19 protein-coding genes are annotated in these 23,035 nt (G+C 42.0%); 18 read left to right on the top strand and 1 reads right to left on the bottom strand.

The window, feature by feature from the left end; translation table 11 throughout:
- Positions 1–2 precede the first annotated feature (2 nt).
- Genes M3600_RS00790 through pyrE form a run of 8 tightly spaced genes read left to right on the top strand, consistent with a single transcriptional unit; the run spans position 3 to position 9,505 of the window.
- Positions 3–938, top strand: coding sequence for an aspartate carbamoyltransferase catalytic subunit (locus tag M3600_RS00790; RefSeq protein ID WP_233314466.1), 936 nt, complete (start codon positions 3–5; stop codon positions 936–938).
- Positions 904–2,190 carry a dihydroorotase gene (locus M3600_RS00785; RefSeq protein WP_251644596.1) on the top strand — a complete coding sequence of 429 codons (1,287 nt, stop codon included), beginning with the start codon at positions 904–906 and terminating at the stop codon, positions 2,188–2,190. The genes M3600_RS00790 and M3600_RS00785 overlap by 35 nt, the downstream gene beginning before the upstream one ends.
- On the top strand, positions 2,187–3,284 hold the full coding sequence (locus tag M3600_RS00780; RefSeq protein ID WP_233314464.1) for a carbamoyl phosphate synthase small subunit: 1,098 nt from the start codon (positions 2,187–2,189) through the stop codon (positions 3,282–3,284). The genes M3600_RS00785 and M3600_RS00780 overlap by 4 nt, the downstream gene beginning before the upstream one ends.
- Positions 3,271–6,483: a carbamoyl-phosphate synthase large subunit gene (carB, locus tag M3600_RS00775; protein ID WP_233314463.1), complete on the top strand. Its 3,213-nt coding sequence runs from the start codon at positions 3,271–3,273 to the stop codon at positions 6,481–6,483. The genes M3600_RS00780 and carB overlap by 14 nt, the downstream gene beginning before the upstream one ends.
- Positions 6,480–7,259 (top strand): dihydroorotate dehydrogenase electron transfer subunit, encoded by a 780-nt coding sequence (locus tag M3600_RS00770; RefSeq protein ID WP_233314454.1) that lies wholly within the window; start codon positions 6,480–6,482, stop codon positions 7,257–7,259. The genes carB and M3600_RS00770 overlap by 4 nt, the downstream gene beginning before the upstream one ends.
- Positions 7,256–8,197 carry a dihydroorotate dehydrogenase gene (locus tag M3600_RS00765; protein WP_233314453.1) on the top strand — a complete coding sequence of 314 codons (942 nt, stop codon included), beginning with the start codon at positions 7,256–7,258 and terminating at the stop codon, positions 8,195–8,197. Before M3600_RS00770 ends, M3600_RS00765 begins: the two co-directional genes overlap by 4 nt.
- Positions 8,169–8,885: an orotidine-5'-phosphate decarboxylase gene (gene pyrF, locus M3600_RS00760; RefSeq protein WP_233314452.1), complete on the top strand. Its 717-nt coding sequence runs from the start codon at positions 8,169–8,171 to the stop codon at positions 8,883–8,885. The genes M3600_RS00765 and pyrF overlap by 29 nt, the downstream gene beginning before the upstream one ends.
- Positions 8,882–9,505 (top strand): orotate phosphoribosyltransferase, encoded by a 624-nt coding sequence (gene pyrE, locus M3600_RS00755; RefSeq protein ID WP_233314451.1) that lies wholly within the window; start codon positions 8,882–8,884, stop codon positions 9,503–9,505. Before pyrF ends, pyrE begins: the two co-directional genes overlap by 4 nt.
- A 41-nt stretch (positions 9,506–9,546) precedes the next feature.
- Here the strand turns inward: pyrE and M3600_RS00750 are convergent, their stop codons facing one another.
- Entirely contained in the window at positions 9,547–11,253 is a 1,707-nt protein-coding gene (locus tag M3600_RS00750) for an Rqc2 family fibronectin-binding protein (RefSeq protein WP_251644595.1), read from the bottom strand.
- Between the two features lie 291 nt (positions 11,254–11,544).
- Between M3600_RS00750 and M3600_RS00745 the strand changes: the two genes are divergently transcribed.
- From M3600_RS00745 to rsmB, 10 genes are all read left to right on the top strand, one after another.
- A complete protein-coding gene (locus M3600_RS00745; RefSeq protein ID WP_233314449.1) occupies positions 11,545–14,223 on the top strand; it encodes a calcium-translocating P-type ATPase, SERCA-type in 2,679 nt (892 codons plus the stop codon).
- Between the two features lie 135 nt (positions 14,224–14,358).
- Positions 14,359–15,234, top strand: a complete 876-nt coding sequence (locus M3600_RS00740; protein ID WP_251644594.1) for a YicC/YloC family endoribonuclease — start codon at positions 14,359–14,361, stop codon at positions 15,232–15,234.
- 59 nt (positions 15,235–15,293) lie between these two features.
- Positions 15,294–15,557 (top strand): extracellular matrix/biofilm regulator RemA, encoded by a 264-nt coding sequence (remA, locus tag M3600_RS00735; RefSeq protein ID WP_101576563.1) that lies wholly within the window; start codon positions 15,294–15,296, stop codon positions 15,555–15,557.
- Between the two features lie 9 nt (positions 15,558–15,566).
- On the top strand, positions 15,567–16,181 hold the full coding sequence (gmk, locus tag M3600_RS00730; protein ID WP_233314447.1) for a guanylate kinase: 615 nt from the start codon (positions 15,567–15,569) through the stop codon (positions 16,179–16,181).
- Positions 16,182–16,184: 3 nt separating this feature from the next.
- Positions 16,185–16,397: a DNA-directed RNA polymerase subunit omega gene (gene rpoZ, locus M3600_RS00725; protein ID WP_233314446.1), complete on the top strand. Its 213-nt coding sequence runs from the start codon at positions 16,185–16,187 to the stop codon at positions 16,395–16,397.
- Positions 16,398–16,577: 180 nt separating this feature from the next.
- Positions 16,578–17,780, top strand: coding sequence for a bifunctional phosphopantothenoylcysteine decarboxylase/phosphopantothenate--cysteine ligase CoaBC (gene coaBC, locus M3600_RS00720; RefSeq protein WP_233314445.1), 1,203 nt, complete (start codon positions 16,578–16,580; stop codon positions 17,778–17,780).
- A gap of 1 nt (position 17,781) precedes the next feature.
- The gene (priA, locus tag M3600_RS00715; protein ID WP_251644593.1) at positions 17,782–20,196 is read left to right on the top strand and encodes a primosomal protein N'; all 2,415 of its coding nucleotides are present in this window, start codon (positions 17,782–17,784) and stop codon (positions 20,194–20,196) included.
- Positions 20,197–20,253: 57 nt separating this feature from the next.
- On the top strand, positions 20,254–20,736 hold the full coding sequence (gene def, locus M3600_RS00710; protein WP_233314443.1) for a peptide deformylase: 483 nt from the start codon (positions 20,254–20,256) through the stop codon (positions 20,734–20,736).
- Complete coding sequence (fmt, locus tag M3600_RS00705; protein WP_237941170.1) at positions 20,736–21,692, top strand: methionyl-tRNA formyltransferase; 957 nt, start codon at positions 20,736–20,738, stop codon at positions 21,690–21,692. Before def ends, fmt begins: the two co-directional genes overlap by 1 nt.
- Complete coding sequence (gene rsmB / locus M3600_RS00700) at positions 21,682–23,034, top strand: 16S rRNA (cytosine(967)-C(5))-methyltransferase RsmB (RefSeq protein ID WP_237941171.1); 1,353 nt, start codon at positions 21,682–21,684, stop codon at positions 23,032–23,034. Before fmt ends, rsmB begins: the two co-directional genes overlap by 11 nt.
- The last annotated feature ends 1 nt before the right edge of the window (position 23,035 follow it).

Below are 23,035 nucleotides of genomic sequence, written 5' to 3'. Positions count from 1 at the left end.
TAATGGAAAACTTATTAACAACCTCGGAACTGACAGTGCTTGAAATAAAAGAAATACTGGAGGAAGCACAAGCCTTTGCAGAAGGGAAGGAGTGGAAGCCAGCCAAGCAGTTATTTTTAGCAAACCTGTTCTTTGAGCCTAGCACAAGAACGAAGTGCAGCTTTGAAGTAGCAGAAAGAAAGCTGGGTCTTGAAGTCATTCCTTTTGAAACGACTACTTCTAGCGTTGTTAAGGGAGAAACATTATATGATACCGTCCGGACATTGGAAAGCATCGGTGTGAACGGTGTTGTTATCCGCCATAACGAGGATAATTACTTTCAGGAACTAATCGGGAAAGTTAAGATTCCTGTTATCAATGCGGGAGACGGTTGCGGGAATCATCCGACACAATCCTTGCTTGATCTTCTGACAATCAAACAGGAATTTAAATCTTTCCATGGTTTGAAAATCAGCATCATCGGTGATATTCGCCACAGCCGTGTGGCTAGGTCGAATGCAGATGCGCTGACAAGGCTTGGTGCAAATGTAGTTTTCTCCGGGCCGAAAGAATGGTTTGATGACAGCATCCTGAAAGAAGCAAACTATGAGGATATTGATACTGCGATTGAAACCTCCGATGTTGTCATGCTGCTGCGTATTCAGCATGAACGGCATGAAAGCGGAGCCTCTTGGACAAAAGAAGATTATCATCAAATGTATGGTTTGACTACAGAAAGAGAAAGACGCATGAAGCCAGGCAGCATTATTATGCACCCTGCTCCTGTTAACAGGGATGTAGAAATTGCAGATGAGTTAGTAGAATGCGACCGGTCCAGAATTTTTAAACAAATGGAAAATGGAGTATTCATCCGCATGGCAGTATTAAAAAGATCTTTACAATCAGTTGAGGGAGGAAATGTACATGTCAATGATTATCAAAAATGGCCAGTTGCTTAATGAAAAAGGGGAACTTATTACACAGGATATTCTCATTCAAGACGGAGTCATCGCTGAAATCGCTCCACAGATTAATACAGCAGCCGAAGAAGTGATTGATGCTAAGGGCAAGCTGGTAGCACCAGGTTTCATTGATGTCCATGTGCATTTGCGCGAGCCTGGCGGAGAGAAGAAGGAAACAATTGCGACCGGAACAATGGCTGCTGCTAGAGGCGGATTCACAACAATCGCCAATATGCCTAATACTCGTCCAGTCCCGGATACAGTCGAGAACTTTCAAAATTTAATGAATCGCATTAACGAAACAGCAAATGTTCATGTTCGTCCGTATGCATCCATTACAATCAGACAATTAGGTGCAGAGCTGACAGATTTTAAAGCTTTAAAGGAATTAGGAGCATTTGCATTCACAGATGATGGTGTTGGTATTCAAGAAGCAGGAAAAATGCTTGAAGCGATGAAGCTTGCAGCAAGCCTTGATATGGCCATTGTAGCTCATTGCGAAGACAACAGCCTTATAAATAAAGGGTCAGTTCATGAAGGGAAGTTTTCTAAAGAGAACAACCTAAATGGCATTCCATCTGTCTGTGAATCTGTACATATAGCAAGGGATATCTTGCTTGCAGAGGCAGCAGATTGTCACTACCACGTTTGCCATATCAGCACAAAGGAATCTGTCCGCGTAGTAAGAGACGCGAAGCGAGCAGGCATTAACGTAACAGCAGAAGTGTCACCGCATCATTTATTACTATGTGACGAGGACATCCCTAGCATCGACACAAACTATAAAATGAACCCGCCTTTAAGAGGAAAAGCAGACAGAGAAGCATTAATAGAAGGCTTGCTAGATGGAACAATAGATTTCATTGCAACAGATCATGCTCCGCATACAGCAGAAGAAAAAGCACAGCCAATTGAGTTAGCTCCATTTGGAATTGTCGGCTTGGAAACAGCATTTCCGCTTTTATATACACACTTTGTAAAAGAAGGCATCATGACCTTGCAGCAACTAGTCAGCTTTTTGACAAATAAACCGGCAGAAACATTTAAGCTGGAAGCAGGAACAATTGCAGTCGGCAAAACTGCAGATATTGTCATCGTAGATTTAGAAGATAAGGAGACTATCAATCCAGAAAACTTCTTATCTAAAGGGAAAAATACCCCGTTTGCAGGATGGGTTTGTCAAGGATGGCCTGAAACAACGATTGTGGCCGGAAAAATCGCTTGGAGAAAGGAAAGTGTACACGCATGAAAAAACAGCTGATTCTCGAAGATGGTACCGTATTTATCGGGCAAGGTTTTGGAGCAGATACTAATACTATTGGGGAGGTAGTCTTCAATACAGGTATGACAGGGTATCAGGAAATTTTGTCAGATCCATCATACTGCGGTCAAATTGTAACTTTAACATATCCATTAGTAGGCAACTATGGAATTAACCGAGATGATTTTGAATCAATCGCACCAGCAATTAACGGATTTATTGTGAAGGAAGTTTGTGATGCTCCGTCTAACTGGAGAAATGAGCTGTCATTGGATGAGTTTTTTAAACAAAAGAACATACCAGGACTTGCTGGGATTGATACAAGAAAATTAACAAGAATCATTCGTAAATACGGTACATTAAAAGGAGCAATCTGCAGCATGGAAGAGAATGTAGAAGATGTTATTAGACAGCTGCAATCTTCCGAGCTGCCGACAGACCAAGTACAGCAAGTGTCAACTAAAAAAGCATATCCAAGTCCAGGCAGAGGAAGCCGGGTCGTGCTAGTTGATTACGGCATGAAACATGGAATCTTAAGAGAGCTGAATCAGCGTGACTGTGATGTCATTGTTGTGCCTTATAATGCGACAGCTGAAGAAATTCTGTCTTTAAGTCCAGATGGTGTCATGCTGTCAAATGGACCTGGAGATCCAAAGGATGTTCCAGAGGCGATTGAAGCGATTAAGGGCATTATCGGCAAGGTTCCACTATTCGGTATATGCTTAGGCCATCAACTGTTTGCATTAGCAAGCGGCGCAAACACAGAGAAAATGAAGTTCGGACACAGAGGCTCTAACCACCCTGTAAAAGATTTGCTGACAGGCAAGGTTTCCTTAACTTCCCAAAACCACGGCTACACAGTGAATGAAGAATCTATTGAACAAACAGACTTAGAAATTACTCATTTAGCACTAAATGACGGGACGATTGAAGGATTGCAGCATAAACAGTATCCAGCATTCACCGTGCAATACCACCCAGAAGCTTCACCAGGACCAGAAGATGCGAACTATTTATTCGATCGATTCATGTCCATGATACTAACACAGAAAAAGGATGGTGCCGCATATGTCAAAGCGTAAAGATATTAACAGCATACTAGTTATAGGATCAGGTCCAATCATCATTGGTCAGGCAGCAGAATTTGACTATGCAGGAACACAAGCATGTATGGCCTTGAAAGAAGAAGGATATCGTGTCATCCTGGTCAATTCCAATCCGGCAACAATCATGACAGATACAGAAATGGCAGACAGTGTCTATATTGAACCACTGACACTAGAATTCGTAAGCAGAATTATCCGCAAGGAAAGACCTGATGCGATTCTGCCGACACTTGGCGGTCAAACAGGCTTAAATCTCGCTGTCGAACTATCAGAGGCTGGAGTTCTTGAAGAATGCGGCGTGGAAGTTCTCGGAACGAAGCTTTCTGCCATTCAGCAGGCAGAGGATAGAGACTTATTCCGCAACTTAATGAATGAACTTGGTGAGCCAGTTCCTGACAGTGAAATTATTCATAACATGGATGAAGCTAAAGCGTTTGTGGAACAAATCGGTTATCCAGTTATCGTTCGTCCTGCCTTTACATTAGGAGGAACTGGAGGCGGCATCTGTCATAATGATGATGACCTGAACGAAATCGTGACAAGCGGTTTGAAAAACAGCCCGGTTACACAATGTCTGTTGGAAAAAAGCATTGCCGGATTTAAGGAAATCGAATATGAAGTAATGCGCGACAGTAATGATAATGCAATCGTAGTCTGCAACATGGAAAATATTGATCCTGTCGGCATTCATACTGGGGATAGCATCGTAGTTGCACCAAGCCAAACATTAAGCGATAGAGAATACCAGATGCTGCGAAATACATCATTAAAGATTATTCGTGCACTAAAAATCGAGGGTGGATGTAATGTGCAGCTGGCACTGGATCCAGACAGCTTCCAGTACTATATTATCGAGGTAAATCCAAGGGTAAGCCGTTCGTCCGCTCTTGCCAGCAAAGCAACCGGCTATCCAATCGCGAAGCTTGCTGCTAAAATCGCTGTTGGCTTAACATTGGATGAGATGATGAACCCAGTAACAGGAAAAACATATGCAAGCTTTGAGCCTGCACTCGACTATGTAGTAAGCAAAATCCCTCGCTTCCCGTTTGATAAATTTGAATCTGCTAAAAGAAATCTAGGCACGCAAATGAAAGCGACTGGCGAGGTTATGGCGATTGGCAGAACATTTGAGGAATCGCTTCTAAAAGCAATCCGTTCATTGGAAGCAAAGGTTTACCACTTTGCATTGAATTCTGGCGAAAAAGTTAGTGATGAACTTCTGGAAAAAAGAATTCGAGTTGCAGGTGATGAAAGATTATTCTATGTAGCAGAAGCATTAAACAGAGGCGTTTCCATTGAAACAATCCATGACTGGAGCAAAATAGACTTATTCTTCCTGCATAAATTAGAAGGTATTATCAAGTTGGAAAGACAGCTTGCAGAACATCCGTTTGATTTGGAATATGCAAAAATCGCTAAAGAAAAGGGCTTTGCTGATATACAGCTTGCAAAATTATGGAATACGACTGAACTTGAGGTGTACAACTGGAGAAAAGACAACAAGCTTGTGCCAGTTTACAAGATGGTTGATACATGTGCAGCTGAATTTGAATCCGAAACACCATACTACTATGGCACCTATGAGGATGAGAATGAATCTGTCGTAACAAACAAAAAAAGCATCGTCGTATTAGGATCTGGTCCAATCCGAATCGGACAAGGAATCGAGTTCGACTATGCAACAGTCCATTCTGTCTGGGCAATCAAAGAAGCAGGCTATGAAGCGATTATTATCAATAATAACCCAGAAACTGTGTCTACAGATTTCAGCGTTTCTGACAAACTGTATTTTGAGCCACTGACAATTGAAGATGTTATGCATATCATCGACTTAGAAAAACCAGAAGGTGTAGTTGTGCAATTCGGCGGACAAACAGCAATCAACTTAGCTTCAGAGCTGGCAAACAGAGGAGTTAAGATTCTTGGAACTTCCTTAGAAGATTTAGATAGAGCAGAAGACAGAGATAAATTCGAATCCAGCCTGCACGCATTAGGCATTCCACAGCCTGAAGGAAAAACGGCATTGACAGTAGAGGAAGCAGTAAAAGTAGCAGACTCTATCGGGTATCCGGTGCTTGTGCGCCCATCCTATGTGCTGGGTGGAAGAGCAATGCAGATTGTATATAAAGAAGAAGAGCTGATTCCATATATGGAAAAAGCGGTAGAGGCAAGTCCAGGACAGCCGATTTTGATTGACCGCTACCTAACTGGTAAGGAGATTGAAGTAGATGCAATCTGTGATGGGGAAGATGTAGTGATTCCAGGCATCATGGAGCATATTGAAAGAGCAGGGGTTCACTCAGGTGATTCTATCGCGGTCTATCCGCCGCAAAGCTTATCAGCGGAAATTAAACAAACATTGATTGAGTATACAACGAAACTAGCAAAAGGATTAAATATCGTAGGGCTTTTAAATATCCAGTATGTTGTTTCAAAAGGCGAAGTGTTTGTACTGGAAGTTAACCCGCGCTCAAGCAGAACGGTTCCTTTCTTGAGCAAAATCACAAATGTGCCAATGGCAAAAATCGCTACAAAGGTGATTCTGGGCAACAGCTTGAAAGCGCAAGGTTATACATCCGGGCTTGTTGAAGAAAAGCAGGGCGTATTTGTTAAAGTTCCAGTCTTCTCGTTTGCGAAGCTGCGCCGTGTGGACATAACGCTTGGACCTGAAATGAAATCAACTGGAGAAGTAATGGGTAAAGACATTACTTTGGAGAAAGCTTTATATAAAGGATTGATTGCTTCTGGCATGAAAATCCAGACATTTGGAACAGTTTTGCTTACAATCGGTGATAAGGACAAGGAAGAAGCATTGCTGCTTGCGAAGCGTTTCGTCAATATTGGATACAGCTTAATGGCAACTAGCGGAACAGCAGAGTTTTTGCAGGACAATAATATTCCAGTCAAAGTGGTGGATAAAATCGGCGGCGAAGGCACGACATTGATTGATGTCATCCGCGATGGACAGGCGCAATTTGTGATCAACACATTCTCTAAAGGAAGCCAGCCAGCTCGCGATGGTTTCAGAATAAGAAGGGAATCAGTTGAAAATGGAATTCCATGCCTAACCTCTCTTGATACAGCAGAAGCAATTCTGCGAGTTGTAGAATCAATGACATTCTCTGCTGAAGCGATGACACCAGCAGGCAAGCAATGGGAGGCGGTCCTTGCATGATCAAAAATGAAAAATGCACCGTGATTTCACACAAGGAAATAGCAGAAAACATTATGGAGCTCACCTTAAAAGGTGAGCTTGTTCATGAAATGAGCGCGCCAGGCCAGTTTGTACACATTAAGGTCGCAGACGGCTTTGATCCTTTATTAAGAAGACCTATAAGCATATGTAATATCAATCACGAAGAGAATACCTTCACAATGATATACAGAGCGGAAGGAAAGGGGACGAAGCTGCTTGCACAAAGAAAAGAGCAGGAGCTGATCGATGTCCTTGGCCCTCTTGGGAATGGCTTTCCTGTAGATGGAGCTAAACGAGGAGAAACCGCTTTGCTTGTTGGAGGCGGAATCGGTGTTCCGCCATTATACGAGCTTGCCCAACAATTGACAGCAAAAGGAGTAAATGTCGTCATTGTCCTTGGATTCCAAACAGCTTCAGCAGCTTTCTATGAACAGAAATTTGCTGCAATGGGAGCGACTTTTGTAGCAACAGTGGACGGAACAATGGGTGTAAAAGGGTTTGTTACAGATGTAATTACACAAGAAGATATCCAGTATGATGTTCTTTATTCATGCGGGCCGACACCAATGCTAAGAAATCTGGAGAAAAACTTTGCTAAAGAAAGAGCCTATATTTCTTTAGAAGAACGAATGGGCTGCGGCATTGGCGCATGCTTTGCATGTGTGTGTCATACGAAAGAAGACCCAACAGGCATCTCCTACAAAAAGATTTGCACAGACGGACCAGTATTCAAAGCAGGGGAGGTAGTAATATGAACAGATTGAATGTCGAGCTTCCAGGCTTGAGTTTAAAAAATCCAATTATGCCTGCATCAGGCTGCTTCGGATTCGGGCGGGAATACAGCAATCTTTATGACCTGAGCAAATTAGGCGCAATAATGATTAAGGCGACAACGGTAGAGCCAAGATTCGGAAATCCGACACCGCGTGTTGCAGAAACTAACTCTGGAATGCTGAATGCGATCGGTCTGCAAAACCCTGGCTTAAAAAAGGTAATGGGCGAAGAGCTGCCGTGGTTAAGTGGCTATGATGTGCCGATTATCGCAAATGTGGCAGGATCGTCTGAAGAGGATTATATAGAGGTCGCAAGAGAAATATCAAAGGCGCCAAATGTGGCAGCATTGGAGCTTAATATATCTTGTCCAAATGTTAAGACTGGGGGCATTGCCTTTGGTACCATTCCAGAAGTGGCAAAAAGCTTGACGAAAAAGGTGAAGGAAGTTTCGGGAAAACCTGTTTACGTAAAGCTGTCGCCTAACGTCACTAATATAGTGGAAATGGCAAAAGCGGTAGAAATGGGCGGTGCAGACGGCCTGACTATGATTAACACATTGCTAGGAATGCGCCTTGATTTAAAGACAGGCAATCCTATCCTTGCCAATAAATCAGGAGGATTATCAGGACCTGCCATTAAGCCTGTTGCTATTCGCATGATTTATGAAGTGAGCCAGCATGTAAAGCTCCCGATTATCGGCATGGGCGGGGTTTCCAGTGCAGAAGATGTCCTTGAATTCTTCTATGCTGGCGCAAGTGCTGTTGCAGTCGGCACAGCAAACTTTGTAGACCCATTCATCTGTCCTAATATCATTGAGGACCTGCCGGCATTACTGGACAAATACGGAATAGACCACATCTCAGAATGTACAGGAAGGAGCTGGGGAAAGAATGAACAACTCACTTATCATCGCGCTTGATTTTCCCGACAAAACAGAGGTTTTCCGCTTTTTAGACCGCTTTAACGAGGAAAAGCTGTTTGTTAAAGTAGGCATGGAGCTTTTCTATCAAGAAGGCCCGAATATCGTACGAGAATTAAAGGAACAAGGCCATCAAGTGTTCCTTGACTTAAAACTCCATGATATACCAAATACAGTGAAGAGCGCGATGCGCAATATCGCAGGACTGGGTGCAGATCTTGTCAATGTCCATGCAGCAGGAGGAATCCGCATGATGGAAAGCGCTCTTGAAGGCCTCGAGGCTGGAACAACTGCAGGACAAAAAAGACCATACGCAATAGCTGTAACACAACTCACAAGTACTTCACAGGAAGAAATGCAAACATGGCAGCAAATAAAGCTTCCATTGCATGAATCTGTTGCTCAATATGCGGCGATTACAAAACAAGCAGGCATGGACGGTGTCGTTTGTTCGCCCCTTGAAGCGAGCATGATCAGAGAACAACTTGGAGCAGACTTTTTGACAGTAACACCAGGCATCCGATTGGCACAAGCTGATGTTCAAGACCAGGTGCGTGTGGCCACACCACACTCAGCTAAAGAATCAGGGGTATCGGCCATTGTTGTCGGCAGACCAATTACACGCGCACAAGATCCGTATGCAAGCTATCAATTGTTCAAAACAGAATGGGAAGGTGTAACATTATGAAAGAAAGAATTGCAGAACAGCTACTAAAAATAAAAGCGGTATTTTTACAGCCCAATGATCCATTTACATGGTCTTCAGGATTAAAATCACCAATTTATTGTGATAACCGTTTAACATTGTCTTATCCAGAAGTACGTAAAGAAATCGCTCAAGGATTGGCAGACTTAATTAAAGAAAACTTCCCTGAAACAGAGATAGTGGCAGGAACAGCTACTGCTGGCATTCCTCATGCTGCATGGGTAAGTGATGTGCTTGATTTGCCAATGGCATACGTCCGTTCAAAGGCAAAGGAACATGGCAAAGGCAACCAAATTGAAGGAAAAGCGGAAAAAGGCCAAAAGGTCGTTGTGGTAGAAGACTTAATTTCGACAGGAGGCAGTGTAATTACTGCTGTAAACAGTCTGCGTGAGGCCGGCTGTGAGGTGCTCGGAGTTGTATCGATCTTTACATACGAGCTGCCAAAAGGAAAAGAACTGTTGAAGGATGCAAATATAGAAAGCCATTCTTTAACTGGTTATACAGCGCTTCTGCATGTGGCACAGCAACATGGCTACATTAAGGAAAGTGATGTTGCAAGCCTGCAGGCATGGAAGGAAAACCCTGCTGAATGGGGCAAGTAAACAAAAGGAGGATAATCCCGGCTTAACCCGGGATTATCCTCTTATTTTTTTAAGGAAATAACCGTTTCTTCGTCTGGTGTAACATAAACTGTCTGCTGATTATCGTAAATTACAAAGCCAGGCTTTGCCCCGCTTGGTTTTTTTACATGGCGGACTAGTGTATAGTCAACAGGAACGGAACTCGATTGTCTAGCCTTGCTGAAATAAGCAGCCAGTTTTGCCGCTTGCAAGATTGTTTCCTCTGAAGGGTTTTTGCTGCGGATAACCACATGACTGCCTGGTATATCCTTCGTATGCAGCCAAATTTCATCTCTTGCTGCGACTTTATTAGTTAAGTAATCATTTTGCTTATTATTTTTCCCTACTAATATTTCTGTTTCATCATAAGTATACTGGTCAAGAACAGGCTTCGCATTTTGCGGCTTTTTGGCTTGTTTTTTCTGTCTTTCTCTTAAATAGCCTTCCTCTATTAATTCCTCGCGTATTTCCTGGATATCTTTCGGAGAGGCAGTCAATATTTGGTGATACAAGGCCTCAAAATATTCTAGCTCCGTTTTTGCAATAGCAATCTGTTCCTTAATGATATCAATAGAGTTTTTCGCTTTTTGATAGCGAGTGAAATACTTTTGGGCATTCTCAGATGGTGATAGTCTTGGATTCAATTCAATATCCATGCTGCTTCCGTCAGGGTCGTAATAATTGATAACTTCAAGCTTTTCCATCCCTTTTTTAGCAGCATATAGATTGGCGGTCAGCAGTTCACCAATGAGCTGGTAATGATCAGCATTTTCTGCTTCAGATAAAGTTCTTTCCAGCTTGCTGATTTTTTTGCTGTTTTTATCCCGCTCATTTTGAATAAAACGCTCTAAATCATTGCTCTGCTGCTTAACACGATCTCTTTCGGCTTTCCCGAAATAGAAGCGGTCGAGCATTTCACTTAATGTAGAAAAGCTTTTTGCTTCACCGCCGACATGTTCAATCGGCACGAAATAAAAGTATTCCTTGTTTTCAGTCATCATGATTGCAGGCTCGAATTTTTCGGTTTTCACGATGGTCATCGCTGCTGCAAAGGCTGCGGGTAGAGTCGTTCTATTCGCTAGCCCTGCTTTGTATACGATCTCCTTAGCGATGAGCGGTGATAGGCCGGAAAAATGCTGAACAAGCTGCTTATCGAGCTTTCCGCTATTGAAATCAACCTTTTTGAGTACATCTTCTTCCGTTGCTTCAAGAGGGTTGCTTTTTTCTTGAGCTGGCGGTGAGATATATTCATAACCAGGCAAAATGGCCCGATGGCTGTTAACCGCATAGGAGACATGCTTAATGCTGTCCAAAATTGTTTTTTTCTCTTGATCCACTAAGATGATGTTGCTGTGTCTTCCCATGATCTCAATGATCAGCTTTTTATAGGAGATATCACCGATTTCATTGCGTCCTTTTACTTCAAGGACAATGATCCGTTCATTTTCGACTTGATATATATTTTCGATAAAGTAGCCTTCTAAATGCTTGCGCAGAAGCATACAGAACATAGGCGGTTCTTTAGGATTTTCATATGATTCTTGAGTGAGCTGAATTCTTGCATAGCTTGGATGAACGGAAAGAAGCAGCTTTTGGTTTTTGCCGTTTGCCCGGACAATTAAGACAATTTCATTCGTAAAAGGCTGCTGAACCTTATTAATTCTTCCCCCTTTAAGATTTTGCGATATTTCCGAAGCCATCGCTCTAGTAAATAAACCATCAAATGACATAATAAACATTCCTTTTCTTTACGAGTAAAAACATAAGTACCTTCTATTAATGTACATGAAATCTCTTTTATTATAAAGCATCAGCCTCTATTAGGGAATTTACGGCTTGTGAGGGGCTTTTTATGCTTTTCCAATTATTAATAGCATTATTTCACAAATGCATGAATATGATTTCTTATATAGTGGTGTGGGACAACTATGTAGGTTTGGCAGGTGTTCGAACGACTATAATTTCTTCGCCTTTTTAAGTGGCGAGCCTGATTTTAGAAAAGGGGGAAGTGAGATGGCCGGATGAACTATCATGAAATGAATGAGAACGAAGTGGAAGAAGCATTGAATACCGATTTTTCGGCTGGATTGTCGGATGATGATGTCGGCAAGCGCGTAAAGCAATTCGGATCAAATGAGTTGGAGGAAGGAGAGAAGCAAAGTGCTTTGCTCTTATTCTTCAACCAGTTCAAGGATTTTATGGTTCTGGTGCTTTTAGCAGCAACGTTGATTTCAGGTTTATTAGGCGAATATATCGATGCGATTGCAATCATTGCAATCATCATTCTCAATAGTTTTCTTGGTTTTTTCCAGGAGAGAAGGGCTGAAAAATCACTTTCTGCATTGAAGGAGCTTTCGCAGCCGCAAGTCCAAGTGCGAAGAAATGGCGAATGGATAAAGGTGCTGTCAAGAGAGCTTGTGCCTGGAGATGTAATCAAGTTTTCCAGTGGTGACAGAATTGGTGCAGATGTTCGTGTTATCGAATCACGGAGCTTGGAAGTAGAAGAGTCAGCTTTGACAGGTGAGTCAGTGCCTGTGCAAAAAGTGACTAACTCTATAAAAAATCCCAATTTGACTTTGGGTGATATGGAAAACATGGGCTTCATGGGAACAATGGTCACAAGAGGAAGCGGCATGGGGGTTGTCATTGCTACAGGGATGAAAACGGCTATGGGCCAAATTGCAGATCTTTTGCAAAATGCAGAGTCACAAACGACACCGTTGCAGCGCAGACTTGAACAGCTCGGAAAAATCTTGATTGTCACAGCGTTGTTCTTAACGGTACTTGTTGTTGGTATTGGTGTGCTGCAAGGCAATGATCTGTATACAATGGTGCTTGCAGGTGTATCTTTAGCTGTTGCAGCTATCCCAGAGGGACTGCCAGCAATTGTAACTATCGCACTGAGCCTCGGTGTACAAAAAATGATTCGTAAAAATGCTGTTGTCCGGAAGCTTCCAGCTGTAGAGACGCTCGGCTGTGCTTCTATAATCTGTTCAGATAAAACAGGAACATTAACACAAAATAAGATGACAGTAACTAAGATTTGGAGCAGCGGGCGTACTTGGTCTGTGGACGGTGCAGGCTATGAACCGCAAGGGAATTATTATGAAAAAGATCAAGTTATTGATCCTAAAAACGAAAAAGGCCTGCAGCAGCTCCTCACATTCGGGATGCTCTGCAATCATGCAGAAATTGAACAAAAATCGGGTGAGTATGTTTTGAATGGTGACCCAACAGAAGGAGCGCTAATCGTTGCCGGGATGAAGGCCGGATTTACGAAAAGCCAGCTGTTGAGTCAATTCGAGATAGTAAAGGAATTCCCATTTGATTCAACAAGAAAGATGATGAGTGTCATTGTTAAGGATTCTACTGGAAGACAGTTTGTTGTAACAAAAGGCGCCCCAGATGTGTTAATTGGACAAAGTAAGACAATCTTGATGGGGAATAGAATGGAGAACATCGGCAGTCGGGAGAAGTCGGTCGTACAAGCTGCCATTGATGGACTTGCATCCCAAGCATTAAGAACAATTGCCATCGCTTTTAAAGAGATTTCTGCTAACACTATTATTTTGCATGAAAAAGAAGCAGAAAGCGAGCTTGTGTTTATTGGACTGCAAGGAATCATCGATCCTCCGCGTCCAGAAGTGAAACAGGCCGTAAAGGAATGTAAGGAAGCTGGAATTAAAACGGTTATGATTACAGGTGACCATGTGATTACAGCAAACGCCATTGCTAAACAGCTTGGCATTGCTAACAGCCAGTCAAAAGTGCTTGAAGGTAAAGAGCTTTCAAATATGAGTGTGGAAGAATTAGAGGATGTTGTAGAGGATGTTTCTGTGTTTGCTAGGGTTTCACCTGAGCATAAGCTGAAGATTGTTCAGGCCTTCCAAAACAGGGGTCATATCGTGGCAATGACAGGTGACGGAGTCAATGATGCTCCAGCTATTAAGACGGCTGATATCGGGATTGCGATGGGCATTACAGGCACAGATGTAGCCAAAGAAGCTTCTTCCCTTGTTTTAATGGATGACAACTTCGCTTCTATTAAAGCAGCGATTATAGAGGGAAGAAATATCTATGAAAATATCCGCAAATTTATCCGCTATTTGCTAGCATCCAATGTTGGTGAGATTCTAGTGATGCTTTTTGCAATGATATTAGGACTGCCCCTGCCGTTAGTGCCAATCCAGATTCTTTGGGTTAACCTAGTCACAGATGGTCTGCCAGCGATGGCGCTTGGATTAGACAGACCAGAAGATAATGTCATGAAGCGTGATCCGCGCAGTCCGAATGAAGGTGTATTTGCAAGGGGACTTGGCTGGAAGGTTATTTCCAGAGGTTTTCTAATCGGGTTATCAACTATCGCGGCCTTTATGTTCGCATATAATGAAAATCCTGATAATCTTGCATACGCCCAGACAATTGCCTTTGCTACATTAGTAATGGCACAGCTGATTCATGTTTTTGACTGCCGCAGTGAAAAATCAATCTTGTCCCGCAATCCATTTGGAAATATGTATTTAGTTTGGGCGGTTATTTCTTCCTTACTGTTAGTGCTTGTCGTTATTTACGTACCAGCATTGCAAAGCATTTTCCATACAGTAGCCATCGTTCCAAAGGATTGGCTAATGGTGATAGGTCTAGCTTCTGTTCCAACTTTTTTACTAGCAGGATCATTTTTGTTAAGTAAATCAAAATAAAATATGTTATAATCCAAAAGGTACTAGAGATAACTCTATGCCTTTTGTTTTTTTTTATGTGGATATCTCTTAATGAGCAAGTGATTAAATGGCAGCAGCAAAGCGAAATGCCAAAACATTTGGATGTGTTGATATATGGTGAAAAGCATGACGGGCTATGGGCTAGGTTCCCGAAACGGTGAGGGCATTACCATAACTGTCGAAATTAAGACTGTTAATCACCGCTTCTGTGAACAGACTGTCCGTATGCCGAAACAATATATACTATTGGAAGATGCAGTGAAAAAGACAATAGCAGCTTATATACATAGAGGAAGAGCAGAAATATTCATCACGATTGAAGGCGATAATGCCAAAAATCAAAAGATGGTCGTTGATTGGCAATTGCTTGATGAGTATTACCGAGTACTTGAAGAAATGAAAGCCAGGTATGGCATCAGCCAAGCGGTGTCGATTCATGAGCTGTTGCAAAACAAAGATTGCTTTAAAACATTGGACGATTCCATTAATGCTGCAGTACTGGAGCCGCTCCTATTGGATGCTGCAGGTGAAGCTGCACAGCATTTGTCTGTAATGAGACAAGCGGAAGGACGGTTGTTAAAGGCCAGCATAAGCATATTGCTCGAAAACGTCCGCCAAGTCACAGACCAGTTGAAGGAACTTGCGCCAAAAGTGGTTGAAAGCTACCGGGAGAGGCTCAAGGAAAAGCTGGAAAGCTATACAAATGGTCTTTTTGATGAGAGCAGGCTTTTGACAGAAGTTGCAATATTTGCTGACAAAGCCGATATTTATGAAGAATTGGTGCGCATGTATAGCCATATTCACCAATTTACTTCTATAATAGAGGAAACTGGACCTGTTGGCAGAAAGCTTGATTTTCTTTTACAAGAGATGAACAGGGAAGCGAATACCGTCGGCGCAAAAGGCAATGCGGCAGATATAGCCTCTGTTGTAGTGGAGCTGAAAAGTCTCTTAGAGAAAATAAAGGAGCAAGTCCAAAACATTGAATAAGGAACGTTTAGATTAAGTCTAACTCGTCAAAAATAATACAATATGATTGGGGTAGAATTATGTCCATCAAGCTAATTAACATTGGTTTCGGTAATATTGTTTCTGCAAACCGGATCATTTCGATCGTAAGTCCTGAATCAGCTCCAATTAAGCGAATTATTCAAGATGCTAGAGATCGAGGCTCACTTATTGATGCAACATATGGCCGGAGAACAAGAGCCGTAATTGTGATGGATAGCGATCATGTTATCCTGTCGGCTGTTCAGCCTGAAACAGTTGCACATCGATTAAATGACCGTGATGAAATTTTGGATGAAGGGTAGGAGAAAGATTTGGTAGATAAAGGGCTTTTGATTGTTTTGTCAGGACCTTCCGGAGTAGGTAAAGGAACGGTCCGCAAGGAGATTTTCTCTCAGGAAAATACTTCTTTTGAATATTCCATTTCCATGACAACAAGGCTTCCGCGTACTGGTGAAGTGGATGGAACTGATTATTTCTTTAAGACTAGAGAAGAATTTGAAGATTTAATCGAGCAAGGGAAGCTGCTGGAATATGCTGAGTTTGTCGGCAATTATTACGGCACGCCTGTCGACTATGTCAGAGAGACAACAGACAGAGGGAAAGATGTTTTCCTTGAAATAGAAGTGGAAGGTGCAAGGCAAGTAAGGGAGAAATTTCCTGATGGCCTGTTTATATTCTTAAGCCCGCCGAGTTTGTCCGAGTTGAAAAACCGCATTGTGACAAGAGGTACAGAAACAGAAGAAATCATTAATAACCGTATGAATGTGGCAAGAGAAGAAATTGAAATGATGCACTTGTATGACTATGTAGTTGAAAATGATACAGTTGAAAATGCATGTGAAAAAATAAAAGCAATTATTGTTGCAGAGCATTGCAGAAGAGAAAGAGTAGAACCAAAATATAAAAAAATGCTGGAGGCTAACTAATCTATGCTAAATCCATCTATTGATTCTTTATTAACTAAAATTGATTCAAAATATTCATTAGTGTCTGTTGCTGCTAAAAGAGCAAGAAAGCTTCAATTAAACGCAAAACCGCAATTGGATAAATATATTTCACACAAAAACGTAGGAAAAGCGCTAGAGGAAATCAATCATGATCAGCTGACATACCGTGTAAACGACCCAGCTGAAACAGAATGATCTATTAGATTCACGTTTAGAAGAGTGAATATCAACAAAAAAAGACTGGATCTTTCATCAGATCAGTCTTTTTTCATGGAGTGGACAAAGTTTGTAAACTCACGAGTTACCTCAGGTGAAAAATCTTTTAATTTCTTGCATAATAAGAAGTACTAAAGAAGAGAAAGAAGTGGATGCAAATTGTTACAAGGTAAAAAGATTCTATTATGTGTGACAGGGGGTATCGCTGTCTATAAGATGTGTGCGTTGACTAGCAAGCTTACCCAAAAAGGTGCAGAAGTCAAAGTAATCATGTCTGAATCGGCTATGCAATTTGTGTCCCCGCTCACATTTAAGGCGCTTTCGAAAAACGAGGTGTTCACAGATACTTTTGATGAAAAAGATCCAAAAGTCATCGCGCATATTGACCTTGCAGATTGGGCGGATTTGATTTTAGTCGGACCGGCAACCGCTAATATCATTGGGAAGTTGGCGAACGGAATTGCTGATAACATGATTTCCACAACACTGTTAGCGGCAACCGCTGAGGTGTGGATTGCTCCAGCAATGAATGTGCATATGTATGATCATCCAGCTGTGCAAAAAAATATAGCAGTATTGTATGATTACGGGTACCGTTTCATTAATCCAGGAGAAGGCTATTTAGCATGCGGCTATGTTGGAAAAGGCAGATTAGAAGAGCCGGAAAAAATCATTGAGCATATGGAGGCTCATTTTCAAGGGGAAAAGAAGCTGCTCGAGGGGCAAACGGTTTTGGTAACAGCAGGACCTACCCGGGAAAAAATTGACCCAGTGCGGTTTGTTTCCAACCATTCAACTGGAAAGATGGGTTACAGTATAGCGAAGCAGGCAATCAAAATGGGAGCAAAAGTAATTCTTGTTACAGGACCTACTCATTTGACACCTCCTAAAGAAGCGGAAGTATTTCCTGTCGAAAGTGCGGAGGAAATGTACGAGCGAGTTATGGAAAACAGCAATCATGCCGATATTATTGTGAAAACTGCTGCAGTCAGCGACTATAAGCCTGTCTTGGCACATGAGCATAAAGTTAAAAAGAAAGACGGCACAGAAATGATCGAGTTTACGAGAACAAAGGACATTTTGCTGGAGCTGGGAAAACGAAAAACCAATCAAGTGCTGGTCGGCTTTGCTGCTGAAACACAGAGCGTTGATGAATATGCCCGTGAAAAGCTCAACCGGAAAAATGCTGACATGATTGTAGCCAACAATATAACTGCTGCAGGAGCGGGGTTTGGCACAGATACAAATCTAGTGACCATCTATAAACGCAATGGCGAAAAGGATGAGCTGCCTCTTATGACAAAGGATGAGGTCGCAAAAAAGATTCTCGAGCAAGCTTATAAAATAAAGGAAGAGATTTAAAATGAGTGTTGCAAAGGTAATTGTGGACGTGCCTGCAAAGCAAACGGACAGGCCGTTTGACTATTTAATACCAGAGCACTTGGAAGAAGTCATTCAGCCAGGAATGCGGGTGATTGTGCCGTTTGGACCGAGAAAGGTGCAGGGATTTGTTGAATCCATAGAAGAGACATCATCCTTTAAGTCACTGAAAAAAGTGATTGAACCGATGGATGTTGTTCCAGTGTTAAATGAAGAGCTGCTATTGCTTGGGGACTGGCTTTCCAAAACAACATTATGCTATAAAATCTCTGCCTATCAGGTAATGCTGCCACCTGCATTAAAAGCGAAATACGAACGAAGCCTTAAACTTATAAAGGAAGACAGGGAACTTTTGCTGTCTGAAGGACTAAGACAGCTTTTTAAAAACGAAGAGACAGTGCTTTGGGAGGAAGCGATAAAGCATGTTTCCATTCCTGCGATTCAGAAGCTTGTTAAAGACAGTATTGTGGAAGTTCAATATAAAGTCCAATCAAGGGGAAAGCAGAAAAAAACAAAGCATATCATTCCACTGATGAGTGCAGATGAAATGCAAAGATATGCAGATTCTTTGTCTAAGCAAGCAAGTAAACAAAAGCAAGTGGTCGAGTTTTTTATTGAAAACAGAGATCCGATTGAACAAAAGCAATTGCTTGAAAGATTACAAATTTCAAGTTCTGCAGTAAAAGGCCTTGTGGAGAAGCAAGTCTTAGCTGAAAAAAACATGGAAATCTACCGTGATCCCTATGAGCAAAGGCAATTTGCCAAAACAGAGCCACTTACCTTAACAGCCGAGCAGGCAAAAGCAATCGAGCCAATCCATTCATCCATTAGGAATGATAAGCATGAAGTGTTTTTGCTGTATGGCGTTACAGGAAGCGGCAAAACAGAGGTTTATCTGCAGTCCATTCAAAATGTCCTTGAAAAAGGAGAAGAAGCCATTGTTCTCGTTCCAGAAATTGCTTTAACTCCGCAAATGGTTAATCGTTTTAAAGGACGGTTCGGCGACCAGGTAGCGGTCCTCCACAGCGGATTATCTGTCGGAGAAAAGTATGATGAGTGGAGAAAAATCCAACGTAAAGAAGTGAAGGTAGTAGTAGGTGCCAGATCCGCGATATTCGCTCCGTTTGAGAATCTTGGAATTATCATCATTGATGAGGAACATGAGATGACGTATAAGCAAGAAGAAAACCCAAGATATCATGCAAGAGATGCAGCGATTGAAAGAGGAAAACGTCATGGCTGTCCTGTTGTTCTTGGCAGTGCTACACCGTCACTGGAGAGCTTCGCCCGAGCGCAAAAGGGTGTCTACACCCAATTGTCCCTTCCGAGCAGAATGAATAACAGACCGCTGCCGCAAGTTGAAATTGTCGATATGCGGGAAGAGCTTAAAGAAGGAAACCGCTCCATGTTTTCACGGGTGCTGTTAGAAAAGCTTAAAGTGCGCATTGAAAAACAGGAACAGACTGTATTGTTCCTGAATAAACGGGGTCATTCTTCGTTTGTCATGTGTCGTGATTGTGGTTATGTGGTAAAATGTCCTCATTGTGATATCAGCTTAACTTATCATCGCTTTTCTAATCAGATGAAATGCCATTACTGTGGTTATGAAGACCAGACGCCGCTTCAATGTCCTGAGTGCAACAGCGAGCATATTCGCTATTTCGGCACAGGAACGCAAAAAGTTGAGGAAGAGCTCGTTAAAGTGCTGCCAGAAGCAAGAGTTATTCGCATGGATGTTGATACAACAAGTCGCAAAGGTTCACACGAGAAGCTTTTAAGAGAGTTTCAAGAGGGCAATGCAGACATATTGTTAGGAACACAGATGATTGCCAAAGGGCTGGATTTTCCGAAAATCACGTTAGTTGGAGTGCTTTCAGCAGACACGATGCTGCATTTGCCTGATTTTCGATCTTCAGAAAAGACATTCCAGCTTCTAACCCAGGTCAGCGGGCGGGCTGGCAGGCATGAATTGGCAGGGGAAGTAATCTTTCAGACATACACACCGGACCATTACAGTATTGAATTGGCAAGCCAGCAAGATTATGACAGCTTTTATCAGAGTGAGATGATGATAAGAAGAAACCACTCCTATCCTCCTTACTATTATATAACACTAATAACTGTCAGCCATGAGGAACTGATGAAAACAGTCGCCGTAACGGAACAAATTACGAAAGTCGTGCGACATAAGCTTTCTCCTAAGACGGTCGTATTAGGACCAGTTGCTTCCCCTATTTCCAGAATAAAAAATAGATATCGGTATCAGTGTCTGATAAAATACAAACAGGAACCAAACCTGAAAGAGGTATTGAAGTCGATTTTAGATCACTATCAAGGTGAAATGAGCACAAATGGTTTACAAATTTCGATAGATGTTAATCCTTATATACTAATGTGATAGCATTATTAAAATAAAAAAGTATTTTTAGATATAAAAGTTATTGGAGGAAAAGCAGTGTCTGTAAGAAAAATAGTGCTGTCTCCTGATCCGGTTTTAGAACAGCCGTGTACGGAAGTAACAGTTTTTGACAAAAAGTTAGCAAAATTACTAAATGATATGTATGATACAATGCTAGAATTTGACGGTGTTGGGCTAGCAGCTCCGCAAATTGGCATAGGAAAACGCATTGCAGTTGTTGATATTGACGATGGTTCTGGAACGATTGAACTTATTAATCCTGTGCTGCTGTCTGCAGACGGTGAACAAACTGGACCAGAAGGCTGCTTGAGCTTTCCAGGCCTTTTCGGTGAAGTAAGCAGACCATACTCCATTAAAGTCCAAGCACAAAATCGCAGAGGGAAATGGTTTACGATTGAAGCAGAGGACTTTTTGGCAAGAGCCATTTTACATGAGATGGATCATTTGGACGGAGTGTTATTTACTTCCAAAGTATCTAGATATTTAGAAGAAGATGAACTTGAAGGAGTGGAGAGCTGATGACGAAAATAGTATTTATGGGAACGCCTGACTTTTCCGTGCCGGTTTTGCAGCGCATCATTGGGGACGGTTATGAAGTTATTGCCGTTGTCACACAGCCTGATCGCCCTGTTGGCAGAAAAAAAGTGCTTACTCCTCCACCAGTAAAAGTTGAAGCATTAAAGCACGGTATACCTGTTTACCAGCCAGAGAAAATACGTCAATCTGAAGAATTAGCGCAAATAATCGCTTTGAATCCTGATTTAATTGTGACTGCTGCTTTCGGTCAAATTTTGCCGAAAGAGCTTCTTGATGCTCCGAAACTGGGCTGTATTAATGTCCATGCGTCTCTGTTGCCTGAACTTAGAGGCGGAGCGCCAATCCATTACAGCATTATTCAAGGGAAAGAGAAAACTGGTATTACCATCATGTACATGGCGGAAAAACTAGATGCGGGAGACATCCTGACTGTTGCAGAAGTGCCGATTGAGGAAGAAGATACAGTTGGTACATTGCATGATAAACTAAGTGAAACAGGCAGTGAGCTCCTGTCCAGCACCTTACCTAAGCTGATTGCCGGTGAATTAACACCGATTCCTCAAGATGACGAGAAGGCGACATTTGCACCAAATATAAAAAGATCTGATGAAAGAATCGACTGGTCGTCATCAGGAGAGCAGATATACAATAAAATTCGCGGCATGAATCCGTGGCCCGTTGCCTTTACAGAATACGAAAGTAAGCCGATGAAGATATGGGGAGCAAAAAAAATAGCTAGACAGACAGATGCTCTTCCAGGCACGATTGTAAGCATTGAGGAAGACGGTCTAATCGTAGCAACTGGCAGCGGTTCGTTCATAAAGATTACAGAACTTCAGCCAGCAGGCAAGAAAAAAATGACAGCTGACGTTTTCCTGCGTGGTGCAGGTGCGAAGCTTGCTGTCAAGGAAATATTAGGAGTTATCAATGAAAACTAAAAAGAAAAACGTCAGGGAAGCAGCACTCGAAATTTTAGAGAGCATTAACAGCAACCAGGCATACAGCAACCTGCTGTTGAACAGCAGCATTAAAAAAAATGAAATACCGCAAAAGGATATCGGGCTTTTGACAGAAATCGTCTACGGCACACTGCAGCGGAAAATGACCTTGGACTTTTACTTGGATACCTTTTTGACAAACAAGAAAAAGATGGAAAGCTGGGTCATTACACTTTTGCAAATGACTTTATATCAGCTCGTATTTCTGGATCGTATTCCAGATCATGCTGCTATCAATGAGGCAGTTGAGATTGCAAAAAGAAAAGGTCATAAAGGAATAGCAGGTCTTGTAAATGGTGTTCTTCGCAATATCCAAAGAAAAGGGCTTCCTGCCTTTGATTCCATTAAGGATCCAGCCGAAAGGCTTTCCATTGAGATGAGTCATCCTTTGTGGCTTGTTAAACGCTGGATAGATCAGCTTGGTTTTGAAGACACAAAAAAAATGTGCGAAATTAACTTAACTGCTCCTGTGCAGACAGCACGGGTCAATACAACCAAAACAACAGTCGGTGAATGTTTGCGTATGTTAGAGGAGGAAGGCTATCAAGTTGCAGCAAGCGACATTATTCCTGAAGGCATCCAAGGACTAAAAGGCAATCTCGCTAATTCTGACTGCTTTAAGCAAGGCTTGTTGACAATTCAGGACGAGAGTTCTATGATTGTTGCCTATGCTCTTAATGTGGATGGAGACGAAACTGTCCTGGATGCATGTGCTGCACCAGGAGGCAAATCAACTCATATAGCTGAAAAGCTTCAAAATGGTGGCAATGTGCTGTCTGTTGATTTGCATGAGCATAAAGTGAAACTTATTCAGCAAAATGCCCAAAGACTTCATTTGGATAATATTAACACAAAAGCGATGGACAGCCGTCGTTTGCCTGAAGTATTGGAGAAGGAATCCTTTGACAGAATTCTGCTTGACGCCCCTTGCTCCGGTTTTGGGGTAATGAGGAGAAAGCCTGATATTAAATACGCAAAAAAAGAAGAGGATGTCAGCCGTCTTCATACGATACAGCTTCAGCTCCTTGAATCATTATCTCCATTGTTAAAAAAGGGCGGTACAATGGTTTACAGCACTTGTACTGTTGATAAAGCGGAGAATGAAGCAGTGCTGGAACAATTTTTGCAAACAAATAACCAATTTGAAAAAGATACAAGTTTAGTGGAACGATTGCCCGCATCTATTCAGAAATATGCAAATGGGCATGAACTGCAGGTATTACCACAATATTTTGGCTCTGATGGCTTTTATATTGCGGCATTAAGAAAGAAGGTGCAATAAA

It is taken from the genome of Niallia sp. MER 6, assembly GCF_023714395.1.
Classification (GTDB): domain Bacteria; phylum Bacillota; class Bacilli; order Bacillales; family Cytobacillaceae; genus Niallia.
The sequence above is the reverse complement of the archived record's forward strand: the minus strand, read 5'-3'. Positions and strand labels throughout refer to the sequence as shown.

Bases quoted from the DNA above. Each gene is read 5' to 3' on its own strand.
- M3600_RS00765 (WP_233314453.1), top strand. From the start codon at position 7,256: ATGAACAGATTGAATGTCGAGCTTCCAGGCTTGAGTTTAAAAAATCCA.
- M3600_RS00745 (WP_233314449.1), top strand. From the start codon at position 11,545: ATGAACTATCATGAAATGAATGAGAACGAAGTGGAAGAAGCATTGAAT.
- fmt (WP_237941170.1), top strand. From the start codon at position 20,736: ATGACGAAAATAGTATTTATGGGAACGCCTGACTTTTCCGTGCCGGTT.
- priA (WP_251644593.1), top strand. From the start codon at position 17,782: ATGAGTGTTGCAAAGGTAATTGTGGACGTGCCTGCAAAGCAAACGGAC.
- M3600_RS00770 (WP_233314454.1), top strand. From the start codon at position 6,480: ATGATCAAAAATGAAAAATGCACCGTGATTTCACACAAGGAAATAGCA.
- pyrE (WP_233314451.1), top strand. From the start codon at position 8,882: ATGAAAGAAAGAATTGCAGAACAGCTACTAAAAATAAAAGCGGTATTT.
- M3600_RS00740 (WP_251644594.1), top strand. From the start codon at position 14,359: ATGGTGAAAAGCATGACGGGCTATGGGCTAGGTTCCCGAAACGGTGAG.
- M3600_RS00790 (WP_233314466.1), top strand. From the start codon at position 3: ATGGAAAACTTATTAACAACCTCGGAACTGACAGTGCTTGAAATAAAA.
- rsmB (WP_237941171.1), top strand. From the start codon at position 21,682: ATGAAAACTAAAAAGAAAAACGTCAGGGAAGCAGCACTCGAAATTTTA.
- M3600_RS00785 (WP_251644596.1), top strand. From the start codon at position 904: ATGTCAATGATTATCAAAAATGGCCAGTTGCTTAATGAAAAAGGGGAA.
- remA (WP_101576563.1), top strand. From the start codon at position 15,294: ATGTCCATCAAGCTAATTAACATTGGTTTCGGTAATATTGTTTCTGCA.
- rpoZ (WP_233314446.1), top strand. From the start codon at position 16,185: ATGCTAAATCCATCTATTGATTCTTTATTAACTAAAATTGATTCAAAA.
- pyrF (WP_233314452.1), top strand. From the start codon at position 8,169: ATGAACAACTCACTTATCATCGCGCTTGATTTTCCCGACAAAACAGAG.
- M3600_RS00750 (WP_251644595.1), bottom strand. From the start codon at position 11,253: ATGTCATTTGATGGTTTATTTACTAGAGCGATGGCTTCGGAAATATCG.
- carB (WP_233314463.1), top strand. From the start codon at position 3,271: ATGTCAAAGCGTAAAGATATTAACAGCATACTAGTTATAGGATCAGGT.
- M3600_RS00780 (WP_233314464.1), top strand. From the start codon at position 2,187: ATGAAAAAACAGCTGATTCTCGAAGATGGTACCGTATTTATCGGGCAA.